The 19,069-nt window shown below is 60.1% G+C and carries 21 protein-coding genes, 2 tRNA genes and 1 other RNA gene; 20 read left to right on the top strand and 4 right to left on the bottom strand.

Annotated elements, in window-relative coordinates; all coding sequences use genetic code 11:
• Positions 1-27: 27 nt before the first annotated feature.
• The 5 genes from cobJ (at position 28) to NW808_RS07625 (ending at position 4,632) form a co-directional block, all read left to right on the top strand.
• Positions 28-1,899, top strand: a complete 1,872-nt coding sequence (gene cobJ / locus NW808_RS07645) for a precorrin-3B C(17)-methyltransferase (protein ID WP_414420806.1) — start codon at positions 28-30, stop codon at positions 1,897-1,899.
• A gap of 187 nt (positions 1,900-2,086) precedes the next feature.
• Positions 2,087-2,158, top strand: a tRNA-Cys gene (locus NW808_RS07640).
• Between the two features lie 30 nt (positions 2,159-2,188).
• Positions 2,189-3,349 (top strand): pyridoxal-phosphate-dependent aminotransferase family protein, encoded by a 1,161-nt coding sequence (locus NW808_RS07635; RefSeq protein ID WP_414405250.1) that lies wholly within the window; start codon positions 2,189-2,191, stop codon positions 3,347-3,349.
• 142 nt (positions 3,350-3,491) lie between these two features.
• Positions 3,492-4,160: a PHP domain-containing protein gene (locus NW808_RS07630; RefSeq protein ID WP_414420805.1), complete on the top strand. Its 669-nt coding sequence runs from the start codon at positions 3,492-3,494 to the stop codon at positions 4,158-4,160.
• Positions 4,161-4,371: 211 nt separating this feature from the next.
• Positions 4,372-4,632 carry a DUF2997 domain-containing protein gene (locus NW808_RS07625; RefSeq protein ID WP_414420804.1) on the top strand — a complete coding sequence of 87 codons (261 nt, stop codon included), beginning with the start codon at positions 4,372-4,374 and terminating at the stop codon, positions 4,630-4,632.
• A 17-nt stretch (positions 4,633-4,649) separates the two neighbouring features.
• Here the strand turns inward: NW808_RS07625 and NW808_RS07620 are convergent, their stop codons facing one another.
• Together NW808_RS07620 and petE are read right to left on the bottom strand one after the other, a co-directional pair.
• Positions 4,650-4,877, bottom strand: coding sequence for a hypothetical protein (locus tag NW808_RS07620; protein ID WP_414405254.1), 228 nt, complete (start codon positions 4,875-4,877; stop codon positions 4,650-4,652).
• Positions 4,878-5,061: 184 nt separating this feature from the next.
• On the bottom strand, positions 5,062-5,472 hold the full coding sequence (petE, locus tag NW808_RS07615) for a plastocyanin (RefSeq protein ID WP_414394956.1): 411 nt from the start codon (positions 5,470-5,472) through the stop codon (positions 5,062-5,064).
• A 1,040-nt stretch (positions 5,473-6,512) separates the two neighbouring features.
• Between petE and NW808_RS07610 the strand changes: the two genes are divergently transcribed.
• From NW808_RS07610 to NW808_RS07555, 12 genes are all read left to right on the top strand, one after another.
• Entirely contained in the window at positions 6,513-6,911 is a 399-nt protein-coding gene (locus NW808_RS07610; protein WP_414420803.1) for a hypothetical protein, read from the top strand.
• Positions 6,912-6,973: 62 nt separating this feature from the next.
• Positions 6,974-7,192, top strand: a complete 219-nt coding sequence (gene ndhO / locus NW808_RS07605) for an NAD(P)H-quinone oxidoreductase subunit O (protein ID WP_414394954.1) — start codon at positions 6,974-6,976, stop codon at positions 7,190-7,192.
• A gap of 31 nt (positions 7,193-7,223) precedes the next feature.
• Positions 7,224-8,045: a cell division protein FtsQ/DivIB gene (locus NW808_RS07600; protein WP_414420802.1), complete on the top strand. Its 822-nt coding sequence runs from the start codon at positions 7,224-7,226 to the stop codon at positions 8,043-8,045.
• 169 nt (positions 8,046-8,214) lie between these two features.
• A complete protein-coding gene (locus NW808_RS07595; RefSeq protein WP_414420801.1) occupies positions 8,215-8,973 on the top strand; it encodes an energy-coupling factor ABC transporter ATP-binding protein in 759 nt (252 codons plus the stop codon).
• A gap of 526 nt (positions 8,974-9,499) precedes the next feature.
• Positions 9,500-9,808, top strand: coding sequence for a carbon dioxide-concentrating mechanism protein CcmK (locus tag NW808_RS07590; protein WP_414361187.1), 309 nt, complete (start codon positions 9,500-9,502; stop codon positions 9,806-9,808).
• 40 nt (positions 9,809-9,848) lie between these two features.
• On the top strand, positions 9,849-10,190 hold the full coding sequence (locus tag NW808_RS07585; RefSeq protein ID WP_414361188.1) for a carbon dioxide-concentrating mechanism protein CcmK: 342 nt from the start codon (positions 9,849-9,851) through the stop codon (positions 10,188-10,190).
• Positions 10,191-10,490: a EutN/CcmL family microcompartment protein gene (locus tag NW808_RS07580; protein WP_414394949.1), complete on the top strand. Its 300-nt coding sequence runs from the start codon at positions 10,191-10,193 to the stop codon at positions 10,488-10,490. It abuts the gene before it with no gap.
• 48 nt (positions 10,491-10,538) lie between these two features.
• Complete coding sequence (locus NW808_RS07575; protein WP_414420800.1) at positions 10,539-12,479, top strand: ribulose bisphosphate carboxylase small subunit; 1,941 nt, start codon at positions 10,539-10,541, stop codon at positions 12,477-12,479.
• Between the two features lie 48 nt (positions 12,480-12,527).
• Entirely contained in the window at positions 12,528-13,193 is a 666-nt protein-coding gene (locus tag NW808_RS07570; protein ID WP_414420799.1) for a hypothetical protein, read from the top strand.
• A gap of 32 nt (positions 13,194-13,225) precedes the next feature.
• Positions 13,226-13,942 carry a carbon dioxide-concentrating mechanism protein CcmK gene (locus NW808_RS07565; protein ID WP_414394944.1) on the top strand — a complete coding sequence of 239 codons (717 nt, stop codon included), beginning with the start codon at positions 13,226-13,228 and terminating at the stop codon, positions 13,940-13,942.
• Between the two features lie 53 nt (positions 13,943-13,995).
• Positions 13,996-14,093: signal recognition particle sRNA small type (gene ffs, locus NW808_RS07560), an RNA gene on the top strand.
• Between the two features lie 45 nt (positions 14,094-14,138).
• Complete coding sequence (locus tag NW808_RS07555; protein ID WP_414420798.1) at positions 14,139-14,552, top strand: hypothetical protein; 414 nt, start codon at positions 14,139-14,141, stop codon at positions 14,550-14,552.
• Positions 14,553-14,604: 52 nt separating this feature from the next.
• Here NW808_RS07555 and NW808_RS07550 read toward each other — a convergent pair.
• Together NW808_RS07550 and rplS are read right to left on the bottom strand one after the other, a co-directional pair.
• A tRNA-Trp gene (locus NW808_RS07550) sits at positions 14,605-14,677 on the bottom strand.
• Between the two features lie 46 nt (positions 14,678-14,723).
• Entirely contained in the window at positions 14,724-15,107 is a 384-nt protein-coding gene (gene rplS, locus NW808_RS07545; protein WP_414394941.1) for a 50S ribosomal protein L19, read from the bottom strand.
• Between the two features lie 160 nt (positions 15,108-15,267).
• On the opposite strand from rplS, the gene NW808_RS07540 reads away from it, so the two are divergent.
• The 3 genes from NW808_RS07540 to thrB are packed head-to-tail and all read left to right on the top strand — an operon-like array spanning position 15,268 to position 18,875.
• Positions 15,268-16,653, top strand: coding sequence for an efflux RND transporter periplasmic adaptor subunit (locus tag NW808_RS07540; RefSeq protein WP_414420797.1), 1,386 nt, complete (start codon positions 15,268-15,270; stop codon positions 16,651-16,653).
• On the top strand, positions 16,650-17,861 hold the full coding sequence (locus NW808_RS07535; RefSeq protein WP_414420796.1) for an ABC transporter permease: 1,212 nt from the start codon (positions 16,650-16,652) through the stop codon (positions 17,859-17,861). The genes NW808_RS07540 and NW808_RS07535 overlap by 4 nt, the downstream gene beginning before the upstream one ends.
• 60 nt (positions 17,862-17,921) lie before the next feature.
• A complete protein-coding gene (thrB, locus tag NW808_RS07530) occupies positions 17,922-18,875 on the top strand; it encodes a homoserine kinase (protein WP_414420795.1) in 954 nt (317 codons plus the stop codon).
• Positions 18,876-19,069 lie beyond the last annotated feature (194 nt).

The raw sequence follows: 19,069 nt of genomic DNA, 5'->3' as shown, positions 1-19,069 counted from the left end.
CAGTATAGGACTCTCCCCTCCCAGGTGATGAAGCTTGCCCTGTTTGCCCCTACTCCCCGCGGTCGCCAGTTGGCCCAGCCTTTGCTGTCGCTGCTGCCGGAGGAGTGGATCTGCTGGAGCAAGGCCAACTCCCAAGGAGAGCCCCTGCATCCGCCCTGGCAAGCTTACGGGGATCCCCTACCCGGATCCCTAGCGGCAGCAGTGGCCCAGAGCTGGCCGCAGGTGCAGGGCTGTATCTTTGTCTTGCCCGTTGGGTCAGTGGTGCGGCTCATTGCTCCCCTCTTGCGGGACAAATACCGGGATCCGGCGGTGGTGGTGGTGGACGAAGCTGGCCGCTGGGCCGTCAGCCTCTGTGGCGGACATGTGGGGGGAGCTGATGCCTTGGCGCGGCGGGTGGCGGCTGCTTTGGGAGCCGAGCCCGTCCTCACCTCCGCCTCGGAGGGTCTGGGGATCCCGCCTGTGGATTTGTTGGGGGATCCCTACGGTTGGCGGCGGGGCGCTGGCGATTGGAACGAGGTGGCTGCTGCTTTGGCGCGAGGAGAGCCAGTGGCTGTTGAGCAAACCTGTGGCACGCAGCTCTGGCGGCGGGCTTGGCCGGCAGATCACCCTCTCTTGGGCACTGCTCCTAGCCAGGCGGTGGCCCAGATCTGGATCAGCGAGTATTCAACTTCTTTGGACAAGAACAAGATCCCCACCGTTCACTGGCATCCGCGGGTGCTGTGGGTGGGGGTGGGCTGCGAGCGGGGCACTAGCCGCGCCTGGCTGGAGGGATCCCTGCGGCGCCTGTTGCAGAGCCAGGGGCTAGCTTTCGAGGCCATTGCCGGCTTGGCGACCCTAGAGCTGAAACGGGATGAGGCGGGACTTGTGGAGCTGGCCCAAGCCTACGGCTGGCCCATTCAGTTTTTCTCGGCCGAGGCCCTGGCGAGGATGCCAGTTCCCCACCCTTCGGAGGCAGTGCAACAGGCGGTGGGCACCCCTTCGGTAGCGGAGGCGGCTGCCCTTTTGGCGGCCCAGCGCTGCTCAGGGGATAGCGATCCAGCCCCAGGGAGAGCTACTCTCCTCTGCCCCAAGCAGGTCTTTGCCTCCGAAAGCGAGGGAGCTTGTACCCTAGCCATTGCCCGCGCTGCCCGAGAGTATTCGCCTCGCGCCGGGCACCTGTGGCTGATTGGCACCGGCCCTGGGGATCCCGCCCAATTGACGCTGGCTGCCCGGCTGGCTTTGGCCCAAGCCGACGCGGTAATCGGCTACCAGCTCTACCTGGACTTGGTGGCGCCCCTCCTGCGCCCCGGCCAGATTTGCGAAGCCTTTCCCATCACGCAGGAGGTGCAGCGAGCGCAGCGAGCCATTGCCCTGGCCCAGCAGGGGCTGCAGGTGGCGGTGATCTCTTCGGGAGATGCGGGGATCTACGGCATGGCTGGGCTGGTGCTGGAGTGCCTGGCCCGTGCCGGCTGGGATGGGATCCGCCCCTCTCTGGAGGTGCTGCCGGGGATCTCTGCGCTTCAGGCTGCTGCTGCCCGGCTAGGGGCACCCCTGATGCAGGACTTTTGCGCCATCTCCCTCTCGGATCGGCTCACTCCCTGGCCGGCCATCGAGCAACGCCTGCAGGCCGCTGCCCAGACTGACTTTGTGGTAGCTCTGTATAACCCTCGCTCGCGGCAGCGCTTGGATCCCTTTCTCAAGGCGCTGCAGATCTTTCGCCGAGCCCGCTCTGCCCATACCCCGGTGGCAGTGGCCCGCAACCTCTACCGCCCCGGCGAGACCCTCCACCTCACCACGCTGGGGGAGGTAGATCCCGAGGCGGTGGATATGTTCACCCTGGTCTTGATCGGCAACTCGCAGACCTTTCGCTACGGCAGGTGGCTAATCACCCCCCGCGGCTACCCCTTGGGTAAGACTTAAAACACCCTGAGATGCCGAGGATTCAACTGCAGCCACCGGGGAAGCTCGAGCCGCCTTTTGGTTTGGCAACGTTTTCGGGCACTTGCTGGCGAAAACTAAGTATGGCCGAACCGAGAGCTGCTACCATTGACGGCGGCAAGTGGAAGAGGGATCCCCTTTTCGGATTACGATAATCTATGAGCAGTAGGGTGGCGTAGCCAAGTGGTAAGGCAGAGGTCTGCAAAACCTCTATGCGCCAGTTCGAATCTGGCCGCCACCTCTTGAAGCTGACCTCCCCAGCGGGACACGCATGAAAGACAAGTTAATGTTGATGATCCCGGGCCCCACTCCCGTTCCCGAGAGTGCGCTGCTGGCCATGGCGCGGGGGCCCATCGAGCACCGCAGCAAAGAGTTCACCGCCATTCTGGAAGAGGTGACGGATGGGCTGCGCTGGCTGCACCAGACTACTTCGGATGTGTTTGTCTTTGCCTCCAGCGGCACCGGGGCGATGGAAGCCGGGATCCTCAACACCCTCAGCCCTGGGGATCGCGTCTTGGTAGGGGTCAACGGCAAGTTTGGCGAGCGCTGGGCCGAGATGTCGGAGCAATTCGGTCTGCAGTGTGAGCGGATAGAAACCCCCTGGGGCGTGCCCTATCCCGTCGAAGTCTTCCAGGAGAAGCTGGCTGCTGACCGGGAGAAGACCATCAAGGCGGTCATCCTCACCCATTCAGAAACCTCTAGCGGCGTGGCCAACGATGTGCAGGCCATTGCGGCTGCCGCCCGCGAGCATGGGGAAGCCTTGGTAATTGTGGATGCCGTCACCAGTTTGGGAGCCATGCCGGTGCCCATGGACGAGTGGGGCTTGGATGTGGTGGCCTCTGGATCACAGAAGGGCTACATGATCCCGCCAGGGCTGGGGTTTGTAGCTGTTAGCCCGCGGGCCATGGCTGCTGCCGAGCGCTCTCGCTTTCCCAAGTACTACTGGAGCTTTAAGCTTGCCCAAAAAGCCCTGCGCCAAGGCACCACTCCCTTTACGCCGGCAGTGAACCTGTTCTACGCCCTACAGGTTACCCTGCGCCTAATGCGGGCCGAAGGATTGGAGGCCATCTACCGCCGCCATGCCCGCTTGGCCCAGGCCACCCGCGCCGGTGTCAAGGCCCTGGGGCTGAAGCTTTTGGTCAACCCCGAGTCAGCAGCCAGCCCCTCGGTAACAGCCGTGCTGGCTCCGGAAGGGATCAACGCCGACACCCTCCGCAGCACCCTGAAGAAACACTTCGACATTGCCCTTGCTGCTGGCCAAGATCACCTCAAGGGCAAGATCTTCCGCATCGGCCACCTGGGCTTCGTGAGCGAGCGCGACATTCTCACAACCCTGGCTGCTCTGGAATCGACCCTGCACACCCTGGGCTACAGCGACTTCTCTCCTGGAGCAGCTCTCAAAGCGGCCGAAGAGATCTTGGCCAACCCCTAGGGATCCCTGCCCCATTCTGTAGCTCTTGACACCTAGCGACCCTCCCTTGCCCTGGCTAGAATGGGTGAACCTGCTTAACAAAAGATAAAACTCCAAAGTTTACTGCTCTGGAGAGATGCCTGGTTGAGACTCAAAGGCTGTCATGCTGATTAGTTTGCAACGGGATCCCTGTCAAACTGCTTCGGCAGCAGAGTTGCGGCGAGTGCTGCAAGGGATCGGCCCCCTTTCTTGTCCTTGGCAGTACAACTTTCACCTGCACACCCGCTGTTCGGATGGGCAAATGGATCCGGTGGAACTGGCGGAGCAGGCGCGCCGGCATGGCCTCCAGGGCCTGGCCATCACCGATCACCACACCCTGAAGGGTTACCAACAGGCCCGTGCCCACCTGGATCGCCCCGATGATCCCATCCTCTGGTCGGGGATCGAGATTACAGCCAACTTGCTGGGCTGCGAGGTGCATATTCTTGGCTACGGGTTTGATCCTGCTGACCCTGTTTTGGAGCCTTACATCCAAGGCGAGCAAGTGCCCGGCCTGGGTGCTGCTGAGGCCATTGGGGCCATTCAAGCGGCGGGAGGGTTGGCGGTGTTGGCCCATCCCTTTCGCTACTGGCTGCCTGCAGAAGTCCTCGTCCCGGCAGCAGCGGCCCTAGGAATCGACGGCCTCGAAGTCTACTACGCCTACAAGAATCCGGAACCTTGGGCTCCCAGCCCAGAAGAGACGGCGATCGGGGAGGAGTTGGCCCAGACCTACGGACTCTTGAAAACCTGTGGCACCGATTCCCACGGTTCCAGCATCCTCAGGCGTATTTAGCCGGCTCCACCTAGGGGCGGGGATAGAGCAACTGGCCCAGGCGGCGCAACTGCTTGGCCGTGCCCATACACTGATCCCCTGGTTGCAAAAAGGTGCTGCCGCTGGGTTCGCCAAGAAGCTGGCCGTCTGCTCCATAAAAAGCTCACAGGGCTTAGGGTGATGAGCTCCCACCCATTGCCACTGCTTGCAAGGGGGGAGACGCACCGAGGCCATGGAGCCAATACAATGGGGAGGAGGAAAAGGGTTGTTGAGCAGGCAGATGCCCGAGTACGTCAAGATCGAGTATCGGATCGACAAAAATGGGCAGGTAACGGAGACCGTGCTAAACGGCAACGGCTCCAGTTGTACGCTAGCGACTGCGGAGCTGGAAGCAGCCCTTGGAACGGTGCAAAAACGAGAGCTGCTGCCTGAGTTTCATCAGCCGGCAGAAACTGAGATAGAATCACGGGTTTCTTTGCAACAAACCTGCTGAGTCCCACCTCTACCTGCTCATTTTCTCTTCTTGCCCCTCTTGCCGGCGTTGGCAGCCCGCGCCGCCTCAACTGCTCCTTGGAACAGCCAAACGGCTAGGGGAGCGGCCACGATCAAGATGATGCTAGTGGGGCCAACGCCAAAGTCCGGCTCACCAGAAGCCAACTCGAAGATTGAGCCCACAGCGGCAATGGCGCTGACGCAGGAAACCGCTAGGAGCAGGTAGCTTTTGACAGGGGTAGTCATGGGGAACCCGTCTGGAGACTACAGTTAGGGGCTAGGGCCTGTCCAGCCTAAGAGCAAGCCGGCTAGACTTCTCTTCGCAAAAAAGCCCCCTCATCCTTGAGAGGGCTAGCTTTTTTTCTATACTACTACGGGTAGGGCTCCGCCCCAGCAGGCCGAAGTCGGGGTTGCTAGCCTACAGCTCGATTTACCCCTTGACAATGATCTTGCCAACCATTCCCGCTCCCCGATGGGGCGTGCAGTAGTAGGTATACTCGCCCGGTGGGACATCGACAAAGGCCGTCTCGACCACTTGGCTGGGAGCAGTGAGCAGGGCCTTGTGGGAGAGCTTGGCTGCCAGGGCCGCATCGCCACCGGGTACTTTGTCGAAAACAATGTTGTGGGGATAGACCTTGTTGTTGACCCACCGAACAGTATCCCCTTGCTGGATAGTGAGGACAGGGGGATCGTAAATGAGCTGGGCCTTATCGGAGCCCATTTTGACCGTGTAGGTTTCAGCAGCAGCAGGGTTGGACAAAAACGCCCCTGCAGCCATCCCGAGCACAAGGGTGAGGAGAACAAGCTGTAGACGCTTTGCCAGGTTAAAAACAAACAACATGGATCCCTCTCAAAACGTAACAGCACCTACTCTTCTGCTGCTTGGCCACCGCTTTCCAAGCTGTGAAGCGTGCCTGGTCATGCAGGAGGAGTGACAGCTCTATCTTAACCCAACTTTAGGCATCTTTAAGCATGGAAAGCATCTTTTTTGCCAGAACCAGAATCAGTTAAACTACGCGGTGGGACATCCCGGGTCTGCTCGCTGACGGCTCTTGCGAAAGCTCCCCGTTAAAGCGAGAAGCCCGTGCTGCACCTACCTACAGGATCAGTGCCGGGAGTATGTCGCGTGTAGGGCGGCCGTGCTTCTTCTCTCAGGTTGCCCCTGCGTTCACGGCCAGCTTCCAAGAGGCTTCTGGCAAAATCTGGACCTGCCCCATTAGCACTGCCCTAAGCTTAGGCAGACTCCTCAGGCTGGAGGTGCGCTACTAGCAGAGGTGAAGGTTCTTCCCAACGGCTTTGTAGCAGCTCTTTGGCTTGAGAGGGATCCGCCGCCTCCCCTAGATACCCACCACCTATACCTAGACTGGTATTGTAGGTTTTTAGGGCCAGAGGTGGGCAATTTCCCGAAGCCTAACCTCGTTCAGGAAAGCAATGCTAAAGTGCCGCTTGCGCAGCAGGCTATTTGAGGTAAATTGGCGGATTCGCAGGACTTCCTCAACAACGGACTGAATAGTGATAGCTTTTGTCAGATTGAGTTGGATCGAATGCTGTTTAACTGATTTCGAGAGTTAAGGCCTATCTCTAGAAGAAAGCCAAAACGGTTTTTTTGGCAGCATACGGACCAGCCGCTGAGATCCCTAGGGCTCTAGAGTAGGCTGGCTGTCCTCAAGGGGCCATTGGGTTAAAAGTTCTTTCCTGGGAAGGTCTTCCCAGCTTGAGCGCTTGAGTAAGCAATCCTTGCTGTAGGTAGGAGGCGCACTAGCCCAAGTTAGCTTAACATGGTTTCAGAGGTGGGCCAGGCGTTACCTTACGTAACCGCAGCTAACTGACCCAGCCTCTAGAGATTGGCTCCTCTTTCCTTGCACTGCAGGCAAAAAGACAATGGTAGGCATCTTCAGGCGCTTTTTCGGCTCTCGTGGTCGAGCAGCTTCCCAAAGCTTATCAGAAACGGTTTCCCAGCCGGCCAAAAAGAAAGACAACACCTTCTTTCTCAACCCGGATGAGGCCAAGACCCTTGGCAACATCGAATACATGCGCACTCCTAGGATTGTGAAGCACACCTTTAAAGACTTTGGCTCTGGCGGCAAGATAGAGGTGGTGGAGGAGGTGTCTTCCTTGAGCAAGGTTAAGTTGACTGAAGAAAAAAGCAAAGCTCCTGAACCTGTTGCCGAACAGGGCTCCCCCACCTCCAACAGCGGCAGCGGAGTGGCCTCACGCCGCGGAGGAGGATCTGACCTAGATAGGTTCCGCGAGATGGCTCGCAGCTTACGGAAAAAGTAGGCTAGCCGCGAGTGGACTAGCGCCCAGATTCAACCCATCAATCAGCACCGAAGGGAAAGACAATGGCAATCAAGCGAGGCACCCTGGTAAGAGCCATCCGTGAGAAGCTGCAGGGCAGCTTGGAAGCCCAAGCCAGTGATCCCATGATCCCCAACTACGTCTTTGACACGGCTGGAGAAGTGGTGGAAATTAAGGGAGACTACATCCAGATTAAGTTTGGAGCTGTTCCCACCCCTCCGATCTGGCTGCGGGTTGATCAGGTCGAGGAAATTGCCGGTTAGGTTGCTCCCTGCCGGAAGAAAGAGGGAGGCAATGGTATCTCTTGCTCCGCCCAGCCGCGAGCAACTTTTGCGACGGCGGCAACTTCTGCGCCAAGAGCGGCGTCGCCGTTTTTGGCAGGGATCCTGGCGCTTGGCCAGTTCCACAGCTCTCCTGCTACTGCTGGTGCAAAGCCTGCAGCAGCCCTACTGGCAAATTCGTCGACCAGAGCAGATTCAGGTCAGCGGTAACCACTGGGTGGATCCCGACTGGATCCGGGGGCAATTGCCTCTGACCTATCCGATAAACATCTGGCAGGTGCAGCCAGCAGCGTTGGAAAAAGCCTTGCTGGGATCCCCGGCTTCCCCTTTCCAGAGCGTCCAGGTGCGGCGGCGGTTGCTGCCAGTGGGAGTTGTTGTCCAGGTGCAGGAACGGCAGCTGATTGCCCGTGCTCGCCGAGGCGACCAAACGGGTTGGGTGGATCGAGAGGGCAACTGGCTGCCCCCGGATCCCTACCGTTTCCTTGAGTCCTTGCCTAAGTTCGAGGTGCTGAGCTGGGAGAGCCACCCACCCGAGCAATGGGCGCCACTGCTCGAAGCCCTGCAACTGTCTGAAGTTCCAATCAGGGCAGTGGATTGGCACGCCGGCGGAGGGATTACCCTACACACTGAGCTGGGCAATGTCTATCTGGGGCCGCTTTCTGACCGCCTGCCCTTGCAAATTCAAATCCTCAACCAAATGCGGGATCTGGGCCGCTACTGCGAGTGTACGCCCGAGGAAATTCTCCAGATTGATCTAAGCAGCCCCAGCGTGCCCACCTTGCAGCTTACCCCCGCCGCCATGCAGAGGCGCCAGAAGGATCTGGAGCAACGCTAGACTATTCCCTTGGCTAAAGCCAACTCCATCCCGCAGGTGTGAAGGTAGCTCTGTCCCTGGCCTTGGCTGCCTGCGCTGGGGGGCTAGCTTGCAGACCAGGGTCAGAGTTTGCTGCATAGTAGTAGTGTAGTCGTCTTACGTTGGAGGGCGGCTAGATCCTGGGGCTGCCGTGCCGCGTTTTTTTCTGATGAAGACAAGGCCAGCGGTGGAGGTTAGCCAGTTGTGGGTCGCCTACCCTGGTTGCCCACTGGTTCTGCAAGGGGTGGATCTCAGAGTTGAAGTTGGCCAGCGGGTGGGGGTTATCGGCCCCAATGGTGCCGGCAAAACTACCCTGTTCCTTGCTCTTGCGGGTCTCTTGCCCCTCCGCGCTGGGCAGATTACGTTGTTTGGGGAGCCGCTGCAACCTGGCCAATTTCGGCCTGAGGTGGGGCTAGTGTTTCAGGATCCCGATGACCAACTGTTTGCCGCCTCTGTGGCGGAGGATGTGGCCTTTGGACCGCGCAATCTCGGTTGGCCTGAAGCGGAGATTATCGCCGCCGTACAGTCAGCCCTGCAGAGGACTGGCACCCTGCATCTAGCCAATCGCCCACCCCACCGCCTCTCCAGTGGCGAAAAGCGTCTGATTGCCATCGCTGGGATCCTGGCGATGCAGCCCCAGTTGGTGCTCTACGACGAGCCGACCGCTAACCTGGATCTGCGGGCGCGACGGCAGCTAATCGCCTTTTTCCAGCAAGTAGGTCACACCTTTCTGCTGGCCTCCCACGATCTGGAGCTGATCCTTGAGGTGTGCGATTGGGTGATCCTTTTGGATCAAGGCCGCGTCTGGGCTCAGGGATCCCCCAGGCAGCTGCTAAGCCAAGCCGGCCTCTTGGAAGCGCATAGTTTGGAGGTGCCCCCTTCGCTGCGCTGTCAGGGAAAGAGTGGCTAAGCTGGTGACTCTGAAGAGAAGGAGTGTCAAGAACTGTTTGTTAACAGTTAACAACAGTCGTGCTTTCTTAATAAAAGCTATCACTCCAATTAAGAATATTGATTTTTATTCGGGATGATTGGGGATATCATTCTGCTTAGGTTGGAGATCCTCGCTCTGAGCTATCTCAGCTGAATTCTCTGTATGATTTCAGCAAGGGATAGGTTGAGCTCAGAGTTGATAGCTTTGCCTTGCTGCGCGATGGCTCCCTTGAAATCCCGATGACTCCTAGTGGCTCGTCCCAACCTAGTCCGAGGTCTGTTGCTAAGCAGGTCTTTCTTGGGCAAAAAGGGGGGAGGAAGCGTCTAGGTCAGTCAGGGTTGGTTTTCCTGAAGGGATCACCAGGTGAGGCAGAGACAGAAGGATCTTCACTTGAGGTCAACGAAGTAGCCAGATCCTAGCAGCCAGCCAATCGGCAAGACAGTAGCTGCTAGGTTGAACTTCACGGTGCTTAGGAACTAGGCGTTCAAAGGGGTGGAGAGTTGATATGCCTATTGCAGTTGGAATGATTGAAACGCGGGGGTTTCCAGCAGTAGTAGAAGCAGCCGACGCCATGGTGAAGGCGGCGCGTGTCACGCTGGTGGGCTACGAAAAAATTGGCAGCGGGCGTGTCACTGTGATCGTGCGGGGTGACGTCTCCGAGGTGCAGGCCTCGGTAGCTGCCGGTTTGGAATCTGCCAAGCGGGTAAGCGGTGGCGAGGTTCTCTCCCACCACATCATTGCTCGGCCGCATGAAAACCTGGAGTACGTGCTGCCCATTCGCTACACCGAAGCGGTGGAGCAGTTTCGCACCTAGCGCAGAAGCTGGTAAACCCATCTCAGCGTAAGGAGTCCCTATGGCCATCGCAGTTGGAATGATTGAAACGCTGGGTTTCCCAGCAGTAGTGGAAGCGGCCGATGCCATGGTGAAGGCAGCGCGCGTCACCTTGGTGGGCTACGAGAAAATTAGCAGTGGGCGCGTCACCGTGATCGTGCGGGGCGATGTCTCTGAGGTGCAGGCCTCGGTAGCTGCCGGCATCGAAGCCGTGAAGCGGGTCAACGGCGGCCAGCTGCTCTCCTGGCACATCATTGCCCGTCCCCACGAAAACCTGGAGTACGTGTTGCCCATTCGCTACACCGAGGACGTGGCCCAGTTCCGCGAAGGGGTCAATGCCATTCGTCCCTTCACGCGTCCCTAGATGCGTATTGCGATTGTACGGGGTACCGTCACCAGCACCCAGAAGGATCCCAGCCTGACGGGCGTGAAGTTCCTGGTGGTGCAGTATGTCGATCTCGAAGGCCGGCCGCAGCCAGACTATGCTGTGGCTGCTGATCCAGTGGGAGCCGGCGCCGAGGAATGGGTGCTGGTCAGCCAAGGTAGCGCGGCTCGCCAACCGCGGGGAAACGAAACCCGCCCTCTGGATGCTGTGGTGATGGCCATTATTGACACCGTTAGCATTGACGGTCGCTCCGTCTACAACAAGCGCGAGCAACGCTAGCTGGGATCCTTCCCTTTCCTCTTTGATTGGGTCTAGAGGCTCACGGTTATGCCTGCTCAAACCTACGCTGCGCCGCCAACGCCCTGGTCACGTCGCTTGGCGGAGCCTACCATTCATCCCTCTGCTTACGTCCACTCCTTTTCCAATCTCATCGGGGATGTGCGCGTCGGCGCTCAGGTGCTCATCGCCCCTGGAACTTCCATCCGCGCCGATGAAGGATCCCCCTTCTACATTGGCGACGGCTCCAATATCCAGGATGGGGTGGTGATCCACGGCCTGGAGCAAGGGCGGGTCATTGGGGAAGATGGCCAGCCCTACTCGGTGTGGATTGGCAAGAACACCTCCATTGCCCACATGGCCTTGATCCACGGGCCAGCCTATATAGGCAACAACTGCTTCATCGGCTTCCGCTCCACCGTGTTCAATGCGCGGGTGGGAGATGGCTGCATCATCATGTTGCACTGCCTCATCCAGGATGTGGAGATCCCGCCGGGCAAATATGTGCGCTCCGGCTCCATCATCACCAACCAAGCTGAGGCTGACCGGCTACCGGATGTCCAAGATAGCGATGCCAAGTTTGCTCAGCACGTTATCGGCATTAACCAAGCCCTGCTGGAGGGCTACCACTGCAGCGAGAACCTCGTCTGTATTGCTCCTATTCGCAACGAGCTGATGCAAGCCCGCGCTTCTGGTTCTTCCTCCTCTCTTGCCAATGGGCACAACGGCAGCGGATCCCTTCTAAGTCCAGAGGTGGTGGAGCAGGTGCGCGCCCTCTTGGCCCAAGGCTACCGGGTGGGCCTGGAATACGCTGATCCCCGCCGCTTCCGCGTCTCCTCTTGGCAGAGCGAAGGCCCAATCCTCGGCACCCACGAGGCCGAGGTGGTGCAATCGCTGGAAGCTCTTCTAGCAGCCCACCGCGGGGAGTATGTGCGCCTGTTGGGGATCGATCCCAAAGCCAAGCGGCGGGTGCTGGAGCAGATTATCCAAACCCCAGAAGGTCCCGCAACCCCCTCGGGATCCTCTGGCCGCCTTTCGGTGGCTATGCCAGGCTCCAGCAGGGGGGAATGGCGTCTGGAGGAGGAGATCCAAAGCCTGGTGGCCCAAGGGTACCGCGTTGGCCTGGAAGTGGCCGATGCTCGCCGCTACCGCACTTCTTCGTGGCAGACCTTGGGTACTTTCAGCGGCTCGGTCCAGGAGATCCTAACGGCTGTGCGGGCAGCCCTAGCCGAGCACGCGGGAGAGTACGTGCGCCTGTTGGGGATCGATCCCAAAGCCAAGCGGCGGGTGCTGGAGAAGGTGATTCAGACCCCCAAAGGTCAGGTGGGCAGCAGTCCGGCGGAGGCGGGCGCGGCGATAAGCACGACTTCTGCTTCCGGGGCAGGGGACAGCAGCAGCCCGGATTTGGAGCTGCAGGAAGAGGTGCACCGGTTACTGGCCCAGGGCTACCGCATCGGCTACGAATATGCCGACGAGCGCCGCTTCAAAACTTCCTCTTGGCAGAGCGGGCCGGTCCTTCGCGCTAGCCGTGGGCCAGAGGTGTTGGCCGAGCTGAGGGCGGCGCTGGCAGAGCACCAGGGCCACTACGTGCGCCTGCTGGGGATCGATCCCAAAGGGAAAAAGCGGGTCTATGAGCGCCTCATCCAGACCCCCAGTGGCAAGCCGCCCACTTCTGCGCCAGCAGCTCAAGGAGCGCCGGTGGCTGCAGTTTCCCCTCCCTCCACCCCTAGGCGACTTAGCAGCGAGGTGGTGTCGCAAGTCCAGCAACTACTTAGCCAGGGCTACCGCATCGGCACTGAACACGCTGACAAGCGCCGCTTTCGCACCTCCTCTTGGCAAAGCTGTAGCCCCATTGAAGCCACGCAATTGGACCAAGTGGTAGCAGCCTTGGAGGCCTGCCTAGAGGAACATCGCGGCGAGTACGTGCGCCTGCTGGGCATTGACCCCAAATCTAAGCGGCGGGTGCTGGAGCAGATTATCCAAACCCCTTGAGGAGTTCCGGGTTGGTTTCCAGCCAGCCCCCTAGCGATGAGAAGCACCTTGGCTTCCACTCTGCCCACCTCCCTCAGGTCCCAAGCCTGGCTCGCGCAGAGCGGTAAAGCCCACTACGTTGTCAGTGGTGAGGTAGACATAGAGGAGGAGGCAAGCATCGGCCCAGGGGTGCTGCTGCGCGCCAATCCCGGCTGCCGTATCCACATCGGGCGGGGCGTCTGTATTGGCGCGGGATCTATCCTGCACGCCTGTGGGGGATCCCTGGTTGTGGAGGCGGGGGCTACTTTGGGAAGGGGGGTGCTGGTGATTGGGCAAGGCACCATCAGCGAAAATGCCTGCATTGGCTCGGAAGCCACGCTGCTCAACTGTTCAATACTCCGCCAGGCAGTCATTCCTCCCGGCTCGCTACTTGGGGATCCCACCTGGCGAAGCGAGGAAGAGGCGACTGGAGTAACCCAGACAGAGCCAGAAGAGGCAGAGAGGGTGCAAGAGTTGCCCGCAGCCCCCGCCCAAGGAGTGTCTGAGGCCAAGACCCCTCCTCCTTCTCCTAAGGCAGAGGTAACCCCTCAGGAGCAAGCAGCGGCGGAGCCAGCGCAAGAACAAAAGGGGGCAGGCAAGCTCAACGGGATCCCAGGCCGTGCCGAGCTGGAGCGGCTGTTGGGCAAGATCTACCCTCACCGTCAGGTTCTCTCCTCGCGGGATGGGCGGTTCTGAGAGCTACCCTGGCATCGAGGAAGTAGAGTGCCATGTCCACCTCTCTGGGCCTTATTCAGACGCGCAGCTTCCCCGTCATTGTCCGCGTTGCCGACGCCATGACCAAGTCGGCCGGCGTGACTCTCATTGGCTTTGAGAAGATCTCCGGCGGCTACTGCACGGCAATTGTGCGGGGGAACATCGCCGATGTGCGCATTGCCATCGAAGAGGGGATTGAAGTGGCTCGCCAGTTTAACCAGGAGGAGATCTCCAGTCTGGTGATCCCAAGGCCCCTGCCCAACCTAGAGGTGGTGCTGCCTATTAGCAGCAAGCTGTCTCAACTGGCCCAAAGTCGGGGCTACAGCCGCCTCAGCAACCTAGCCGTGGGCCTGCTGGAGACCCGCGGCTTCCCCGCCATGGTGGGGGCTGCTGACACAATGCTGAAGACAGCCGATGTGCAGCTAGCCGCCTACGAGACCATTGGCGACGGCTTGTGTACGGTCATCATTCGCGGCACGGTCTCCAACGTGGCCATTGCCATCGATGCGGGCATGTACGAGGCAGAGCGCATTGGCGAGCTAAACGCCGTGGCCGTGATCCCACGCCCCCTCGACGAACTGGAGCAGGCCCTGCCGGTGGCCAGTTGTTTTGTTGCCCAGCCGGTTACCTTGCCCGTGGCGATCCCTCAAGCTCAGAAAGAAGAGGTACAGCGCAGCGAGAGGGCGGGAGAGCGGATCCCAGTCTATTTGGAGCCGCCAGGCACTCCCTAGGCTCACCGCTAGACAGCAAGCCAAGCAGGAAAAAAAATGCTAGGCTACTGGAAGACCTGGGTCCGTGCGGCTCGGACGCCCAAACCGTGTCAGGATCGGAAGATAGCAGCACTACGGGATGCTCTGAGCAGGCGCGTCAACCCAGGTCGCCCTTTTCCCGCAGCTGGGTTCCACGGGCACTAGCAGGGCACACCCTATGGCTGAAAAAGACAATCCCCTTGCCAACTTGGCTCAAAAAGCCTTTTACTTCGGCATGGGTCTGGCGGCGCTAGTTGCCGACAATGTCCCCAAGGTGGCTGGGAATGCCAGAGACCGCCTGCTGGAGCTGCGCAAGCAGGTACAGGTTCTAGTAGATGAATTGGTAGAGCTGGGGGCAATGAGGGCCGAGGAGGCGCGAGCCTACATGGACGCTATTGCCGCCACTGTCAACCGCAAGGAAGAGGGAAAGGCTGCCGGTGGCCCCCGCAGAATCACCATTGAAGATATGGGCGAGGCAGAGGCAGAAGGGAGCACTGCCATTGAGCTGTCAGAGGCAGCTCGACTGCGCCAGCGGATTGCTGAGCTGCAGGCAGAATTGGAGCGGATCAAGAAAGAGGCCGGTAAAGCCTAGCTTGGCAGAGTATACAGGTTGCACTGCAAAGGCCAGCTTGAGCTCTAAGTAACGCGTCCTGGAGGACTCGAACCCCCGACATCCGGTTTTGGAGACCGACGTTCTACCAGCTGAACTAAGGACGCACTAGAGACTAGCTCTCTATCTAGCCTAGCAAGTTTCCCTGTAGCTTTAAAGGGCCTCCTCCTGGAGATCTTCCTTGGCTTTGATGCGCGTGGCTTTGCCTACTCGCTTCCTCAGGTAGAAGAGCTTGGCGCGGCGCACTTTGCCCCGCCGTAGCACCTGAATGGACTCGATGCGCGGCGAGTGAACTGGGAAGACGCGCTCCACGCCAATACCCTGGAAAACCTTGCGCACGGTGATGGTGCGGTTGAGACCCGCATGGCGCATGGCAATGACCGTGCCTTCAAAAGTTTGCACTCGCTCTTTGCCACCTTCTTGAATGCGTACCCCCACCCGCACCTGATCCCCAACGTGGATCTCAGGTAGGTCCGGCTTCAGGTATTCCGCCTCCACAAGGCGGAGGATGGCCTCGGGGTTGATGCGAGCGTTCATGGCTTTCCCGCGCTCTCAGCGGCTAACTATCGTAGCAATCCCCCTGCTTTTTGTACAGGTCTCGAAGGGCCGGACGACCCCGGAGCTCAAGACTGCGTTGGCGCCCCTCTCTTTGCTAGATAGGCTAGATTGTAGGCTCTTGTGAGAGGCGGGAGACGCCGTGAAGCCCCAGACAGGATCCCTGCCCCCTGCCAAATCTGCAGACCAACCCCTGCTCCAGCCCGAACCCCCTAGGAAAGGGTGGCCTACTGGCTGGATTCTCTTGGGTCTGCTGCTGGCCAGCGTGGGAGGGGGTGGTATTTTGGTTCAGCGGTACCTCCAGCAGCAGAGGGTACAGCGCCTACAAAGGTTGACGGTGCCCGTCGAGGTAGTGGATCTAGTCCAACGGCTGCGGGTAAGCGGCCAGGTGCAGCCCATTCGTCAGGTAAATGTCGGTCCTCGAGAGGCGGGCCGTTTGGCGGAGCTATTGGTGGATCAGGGAGATGAGGTGGTGGCAGGGCAGGTGCTAGCCCGGATGGACTACGGCGATCTAACTAGCGGCATTCGCCAAGCCCAAGCCCGCATCCAAGAGCTACAGGCCCGCCTGGCGGAATTGCAAGCCGGCGAGCGACCCCAGGTCATCGCAGCAGCCCAGGCCAGGGTGGATGCGGCGCAGGCGCAGGTGAGTTTGGCCCAAAAGGAGCTGGAACGGATTCAGGCGCTGGTGCAGGAGGGGGCTGTAGCCCGCAGCGAGCTGGATCAACGCCTAGCTCGCTTGGAACAAGCGCAAGCGGACTTGCAAGCTGCCCAACAAGAGCTGGAGCGATTGCAGTCAGGTAGCCGCCCAGAAACGCTGCGGCAGATCCAAGCCCAGATTGCCCAGGCCCAAGCCGAGCTAGCCCAGCGGCAATCTCGCCTAGCTGAGGCCGAGATCCGGGCGCCCTTTTCCGGTGTGGTGGTGCAGCGCTTTGCCGAGGTGGGATCCTTTGTAACTCCCACAACCGCAGCTTCCGACGCCACTGCTGCTTCCTCCAGCTCCATCCTGGCGCTGGCCCAGGGGATCGAGGTGCGAGCGGAGGTGCCGGAGGCACAAATTGCCCAGGTGCGGGTGGGACAGCCGGTGGAGATCCGATCCCTGGCCTATCCGGATCGAGTGGTACGGGGACGGGTGAAGCGGATTGCCCCTGCCACGGTGGTGGTGCGGGAGGTCACCGTCTTTCGGGTCGCGATCGAGCCGGAGCAGGAGGCAGACTTTTTGCGCATTGGCATGAACGTCTCGGTGGATTTTCTCGGGGAGCAGCAACCCCAAGCCCTCACGGTGCCCTCGGTGGCCATCCTGCGGGAGGGGGGCCAAGAGGGGGTAATCCTGTTGGATCCGCAAACCCAGCGGCCTGTCTATCGGCCAGTAGAAACGGGCCTCACCCAGGGAGGGATCACCCAGATCCTCTCCGGCCTGCAGGCGGGGGATCGGGTCTTTACGGCGCTGCCGCCAGGAGTAACCCTGCAGAGTTTGCTTCCACAAGAGCGCCGTCCTAGCCGAAGTGGGAGAGTTAGGCCGCACCCATGAGCTTTCTGGTTGCAGCCAAAATGGCCTGGCAAATGGTGCGACGGCACCGCTTGCGCACAGGCTTGAGCATGCTGGGGATCCTCATCGGCAACGCGGCAGTGGTAGCCATTGCTGGCTTTGGCCATGCTGCCCAGGAGCTGGCTGTGGATCAGTTTCGGGCTTTGGGCACCAATTTGCTCATCGTCTTTTCTTCCAGCTTGGGCCTGGCGGACGCCAGCAACACCCGTCCCATCACCCTCGACGATCTGCGGGCAATTGCTGCGGAAGTGCCCGCCGTATCGGCAGCCGTCCCCAGTCTTGTTGTCAATGTGCGCGCCGTGCGGGGCGGGGTGGATCGCCGCTATGAGGTCATAGGCACCTGGCCGGAGTATTTGTCGGTGCTGAATTTAGAGGTCGAGGAGGGCCGCTTCCTCTTGCCAGCGGACATTGAGGAGCAGCGCCCGGTGGTAGTGCTGGGCAGTGAGGCCGCCCGCGAGCTGTTCGGCTTGGATCCCGCCGCCGCTATTGGAGAGACGCTGCTGCTCAACAACTTGCCCTTTGAGGTAGTCGGCATTTTGCGCCCCAAGCCAACAGTGTTTGGCAACAACGATGCCCGCCTGTTTCTGCCGGTAGACGTGGTGGCCAACCGCTTTGTTGGACGGCGCTCTCCCTATGGCCTGGAGTTGACGGCCATCTTTGTCTCAGCCCGCTCCGAGGCAGATTTGCCGGCTGCTGAGTTCCAGATCCGCAACCTGTTGCGCCAGCGGCACCAACTGATAGGAGAAGATGACTTCGTCATCCGCAACCAGAAAGTGTTGCTGGATGGGGCAGCCAGGATTTTAACTCTACTGCGGGTACTGCTGAGCGGCACAGCGGCGCTCTCGCTGCTGGTGGGTGGGGTGGGGATCATGAACGTGATGTTGATCTCGGTGGCAGAACGCACCCCTGAGATTGGCTTGCGCAAGGCAATTGGGGCCGACAGCCGGCAAATTTTGCAGCAGTTTGCAGCCGAGGCTATCCTGATTGCCGTCAGCGGGGGAGTGGCCGGGATCCTCCTCAGCAGCGGCCTCCTGGTGGCAGTGCGAATGTTTACCCCCTTGGCCACGACTGTCGATCCCGTGGCAGTGGTCATATCTTTTTCCCTCTCGACGGGGGTTGGACTGGTCTTTGGCATTTTCCCCGCCCGCAAAGCGGCGCAACTGGATCCCATTGAGGCCCTGAGAGCCTGAGATCCACCGTCCGTGGGATAGTAGGTGTGAGGTGACCACTGTTCGCTAAGGAGCTTTCCCTTGGTCAAAGAGCGAGTAGAGGTAATTGTCCCAGCCACTACCGCCAACCTGGGGCCAGGGTTTGATTGCATGGGTGCAGCCCTGCAGCTCTACAACCACTTCCAGTTTCGCGAGATCCCTGCTGGACTCAGCATTCACTATCTCAGCATTCACTATCGTGGCAGCGATCCTATCAGCCAGGGCAAGGACAACTTGGTGTATCGCGCCTTCTGCCGGGCCTTTGAGCTGCTGGACAAGCCTGTGCCGGGAGTGGAAATTGAGATTACCCTCAACGTGCCCCTGGCGCGAGGGCTGGGCAGTTCTGCCACTGCTATTGTCGGCGGCCTGCTGGGAGCCAATGCCATCGGATCTCTTAACCTAGCCCCCGAGACCCTCCTCCAGTTGGCCATTGCCCTCGAAGGTCACCCCGACAACGTGGTGCCCGCCCTTCAAGGCGGCTGTCAGCTCTGTGTGCAGGGACAGCAAGGGCAGTGGGTGTTCTGCCCAGTGGAGTGGCACGAGCGCATTGGGATCGTGGCAGCGGTGCCTAGCTTCAAGCTCTCCACTCAGGCAGCCCGCGAGATCCTGCCCAAGTCCGTCAGCTTGGCCGATGCCGTTTTTTCCAGCAGCCATCTGGGGCTGCTCATCCGCAGCTTGCAGTTGGGGCGGGTGGACTGGCTGAGGGTGGCTTTGCAGGATCGGCTGCACCAACCGGCCCGCATGGAGTTGATCCCTGGTTTCAAGGCAGTCCAGGCGGCAGCCCTGGCTGCAGGAGCCTACGGAGTGGTGATCAGCGGGGCTGGGCCTACCCTCCTGGCGTTCTGTGCGCCTGAGGAGCGAGAAGGGGTAGGAGCGGCCATGGTCAGCGCCTGGGCCCAGCTAGGTATCGAGGCAGAAGCGAAACCCCTGAGTTTGGATTGGCAGGGGGGAAGAGTAATCATCCACTCTAGAGATGAGGAGCTATCTGAGAGATAAACGTCGTCCCTGGTGCCCCACACCGCTAGTCCAAGCAGAGCGGGCAAGGGTAGGGCGGACAGCAGAGCTGTCTTCTTGCAAGAGCAAGCTGGAGGCCTTCTTGGGTTAGCAGGACGGAGTCCGTAAGTCGCGCTTCATGTTGGGCTAGGGAGGAGTTAAAGAGGCAAGCGCTCTGTTTGCCCCGATTTTCCAGA

Source organism: Synechococcus sp. W70.1 (genome assembly GCF_047461515.1).
GTDB lineage: Bacteria > Cyanobacteriota > Cyanobacteriia > Thermostichales > Thermostichaceae > Thermostichus.
The sequence above is the reverse complement of the archived record's forward strand: the minus strand, read 5'-3'. Positions and strand labels throughout refer to the sequence as shown.

Coding starts and splice junctions, on each gene's coding strand:
- cobJ (WP_414420806.1), top strand. CDS start 28: ATGAAGCTTGCCCTGTTTGCCCCTACTCCCCGCGGTCGCCAGTTGGCC.
- NW808_RS07635 (WP_414405250.1), top strand. CDS start 2,189: ATGAAAGACAAGTTAATGTTGATGATCCCGGGCCCCACTCCCGTTCCC.
- NW808_RS07630 (WP_414420805.1), top strand. CDS start 3,492: ATGCTGATTAGTTTGCAACGGGATCCCTGTCAAACTGCTTCGGCAGCA.
- NW808_RS07625 (WP_414420804.1), top strand. CDS start 4,372: ATGGAGCCAATACAATGGGGAGGAGGAAAAGGGTTGTTGAGCAGGCAG.
- NW808_RS07620 (WP_414405254.1), bottom strand. CDS start 4,877: ATGACTACCCCTGTCAAAAGCTACCTGCTCCTAGCGGTTTCCTGCGTC.
- petE (WP_414394956.1), bottom strand. CDS start 5,472: ATGTTGTTTGTTTTTAACCTGGCAAAGCGTCTACAGCTTGTTCTCCTC.
- NW808_RS07610 (WP_414420803.1), top strand. CDS start 6,513: ATGGTAGGCATCTTCAGGCGCTTTTTCGGCTCTCGTGGTCGAGCAGCT.
- ndhO (WP_414394954.1), top strand. CDS start 6,974: ATGGCAATCAAGCGAGGCACCCTGGTAAGAGCCATCCGTGAGAAGCTG.
- NW808_RS07600 (WP_414420802.1), top strand. CDS start 7,224: ATGGTATCTCTTGCTCCGCCCAGCCGCGAGCAACTTTTGCGACGGCGG.
- NW808_RS07590 (WP_414361187.1), top strand. CDS start 9,500: ATGCCTATTGCAGTTGGAATGATTGAAACGCGGGGGTTTCCAGCAGTA.
- NW808_RS07585 (WP_414361188.1), top strand. CDS start 9,849: ATGGCCATCGCAGTTGGAATGATTGAAACGCTGGGTTTCCCAGCAGTA.
- NW808_RS07580 (WP_414394949.1), top strand. CDS start 10,191: ATGCGTATTGCGATTGTACGGGGTACCGTCACCAGCACCCAGAAGGAT.
- NW808_RS07575 (WP_414420800.1), top strand. CDS start 10,539: ATGCCTGCTCAAACCTACGCTGCGCCGCCAACGCCCTGGTCACGTCGC.
- NW808_RS07565 (WP_414394944.1), top strand. CDS start 13,226: ATGTCCACCTCTCTGGGCCTTATTCAGACGCGCAGCTTCCCCGTCATT.
- NW808_RS07555 (WP_414420798.1), top strand. CDS start 14,139: ATGGCTGAAAAAGACAATCCCCTTGCCAACTTGGCTCAAAAAGCCTTT.
- rplS (WP_414394941.1), bottom strand. CDS start 15,107: ATGAACGCTCGCATCAACCCCGAGGCCATCCTCCGCCTTGTGGAGGCG.
- NW808_RS07535 (WP_414420796.1), top strand. CDS start 16,650: ATGAGCTTTCTGGTTGCAGCCAAAATGGCCTGGCAAATGGTGCGACGG.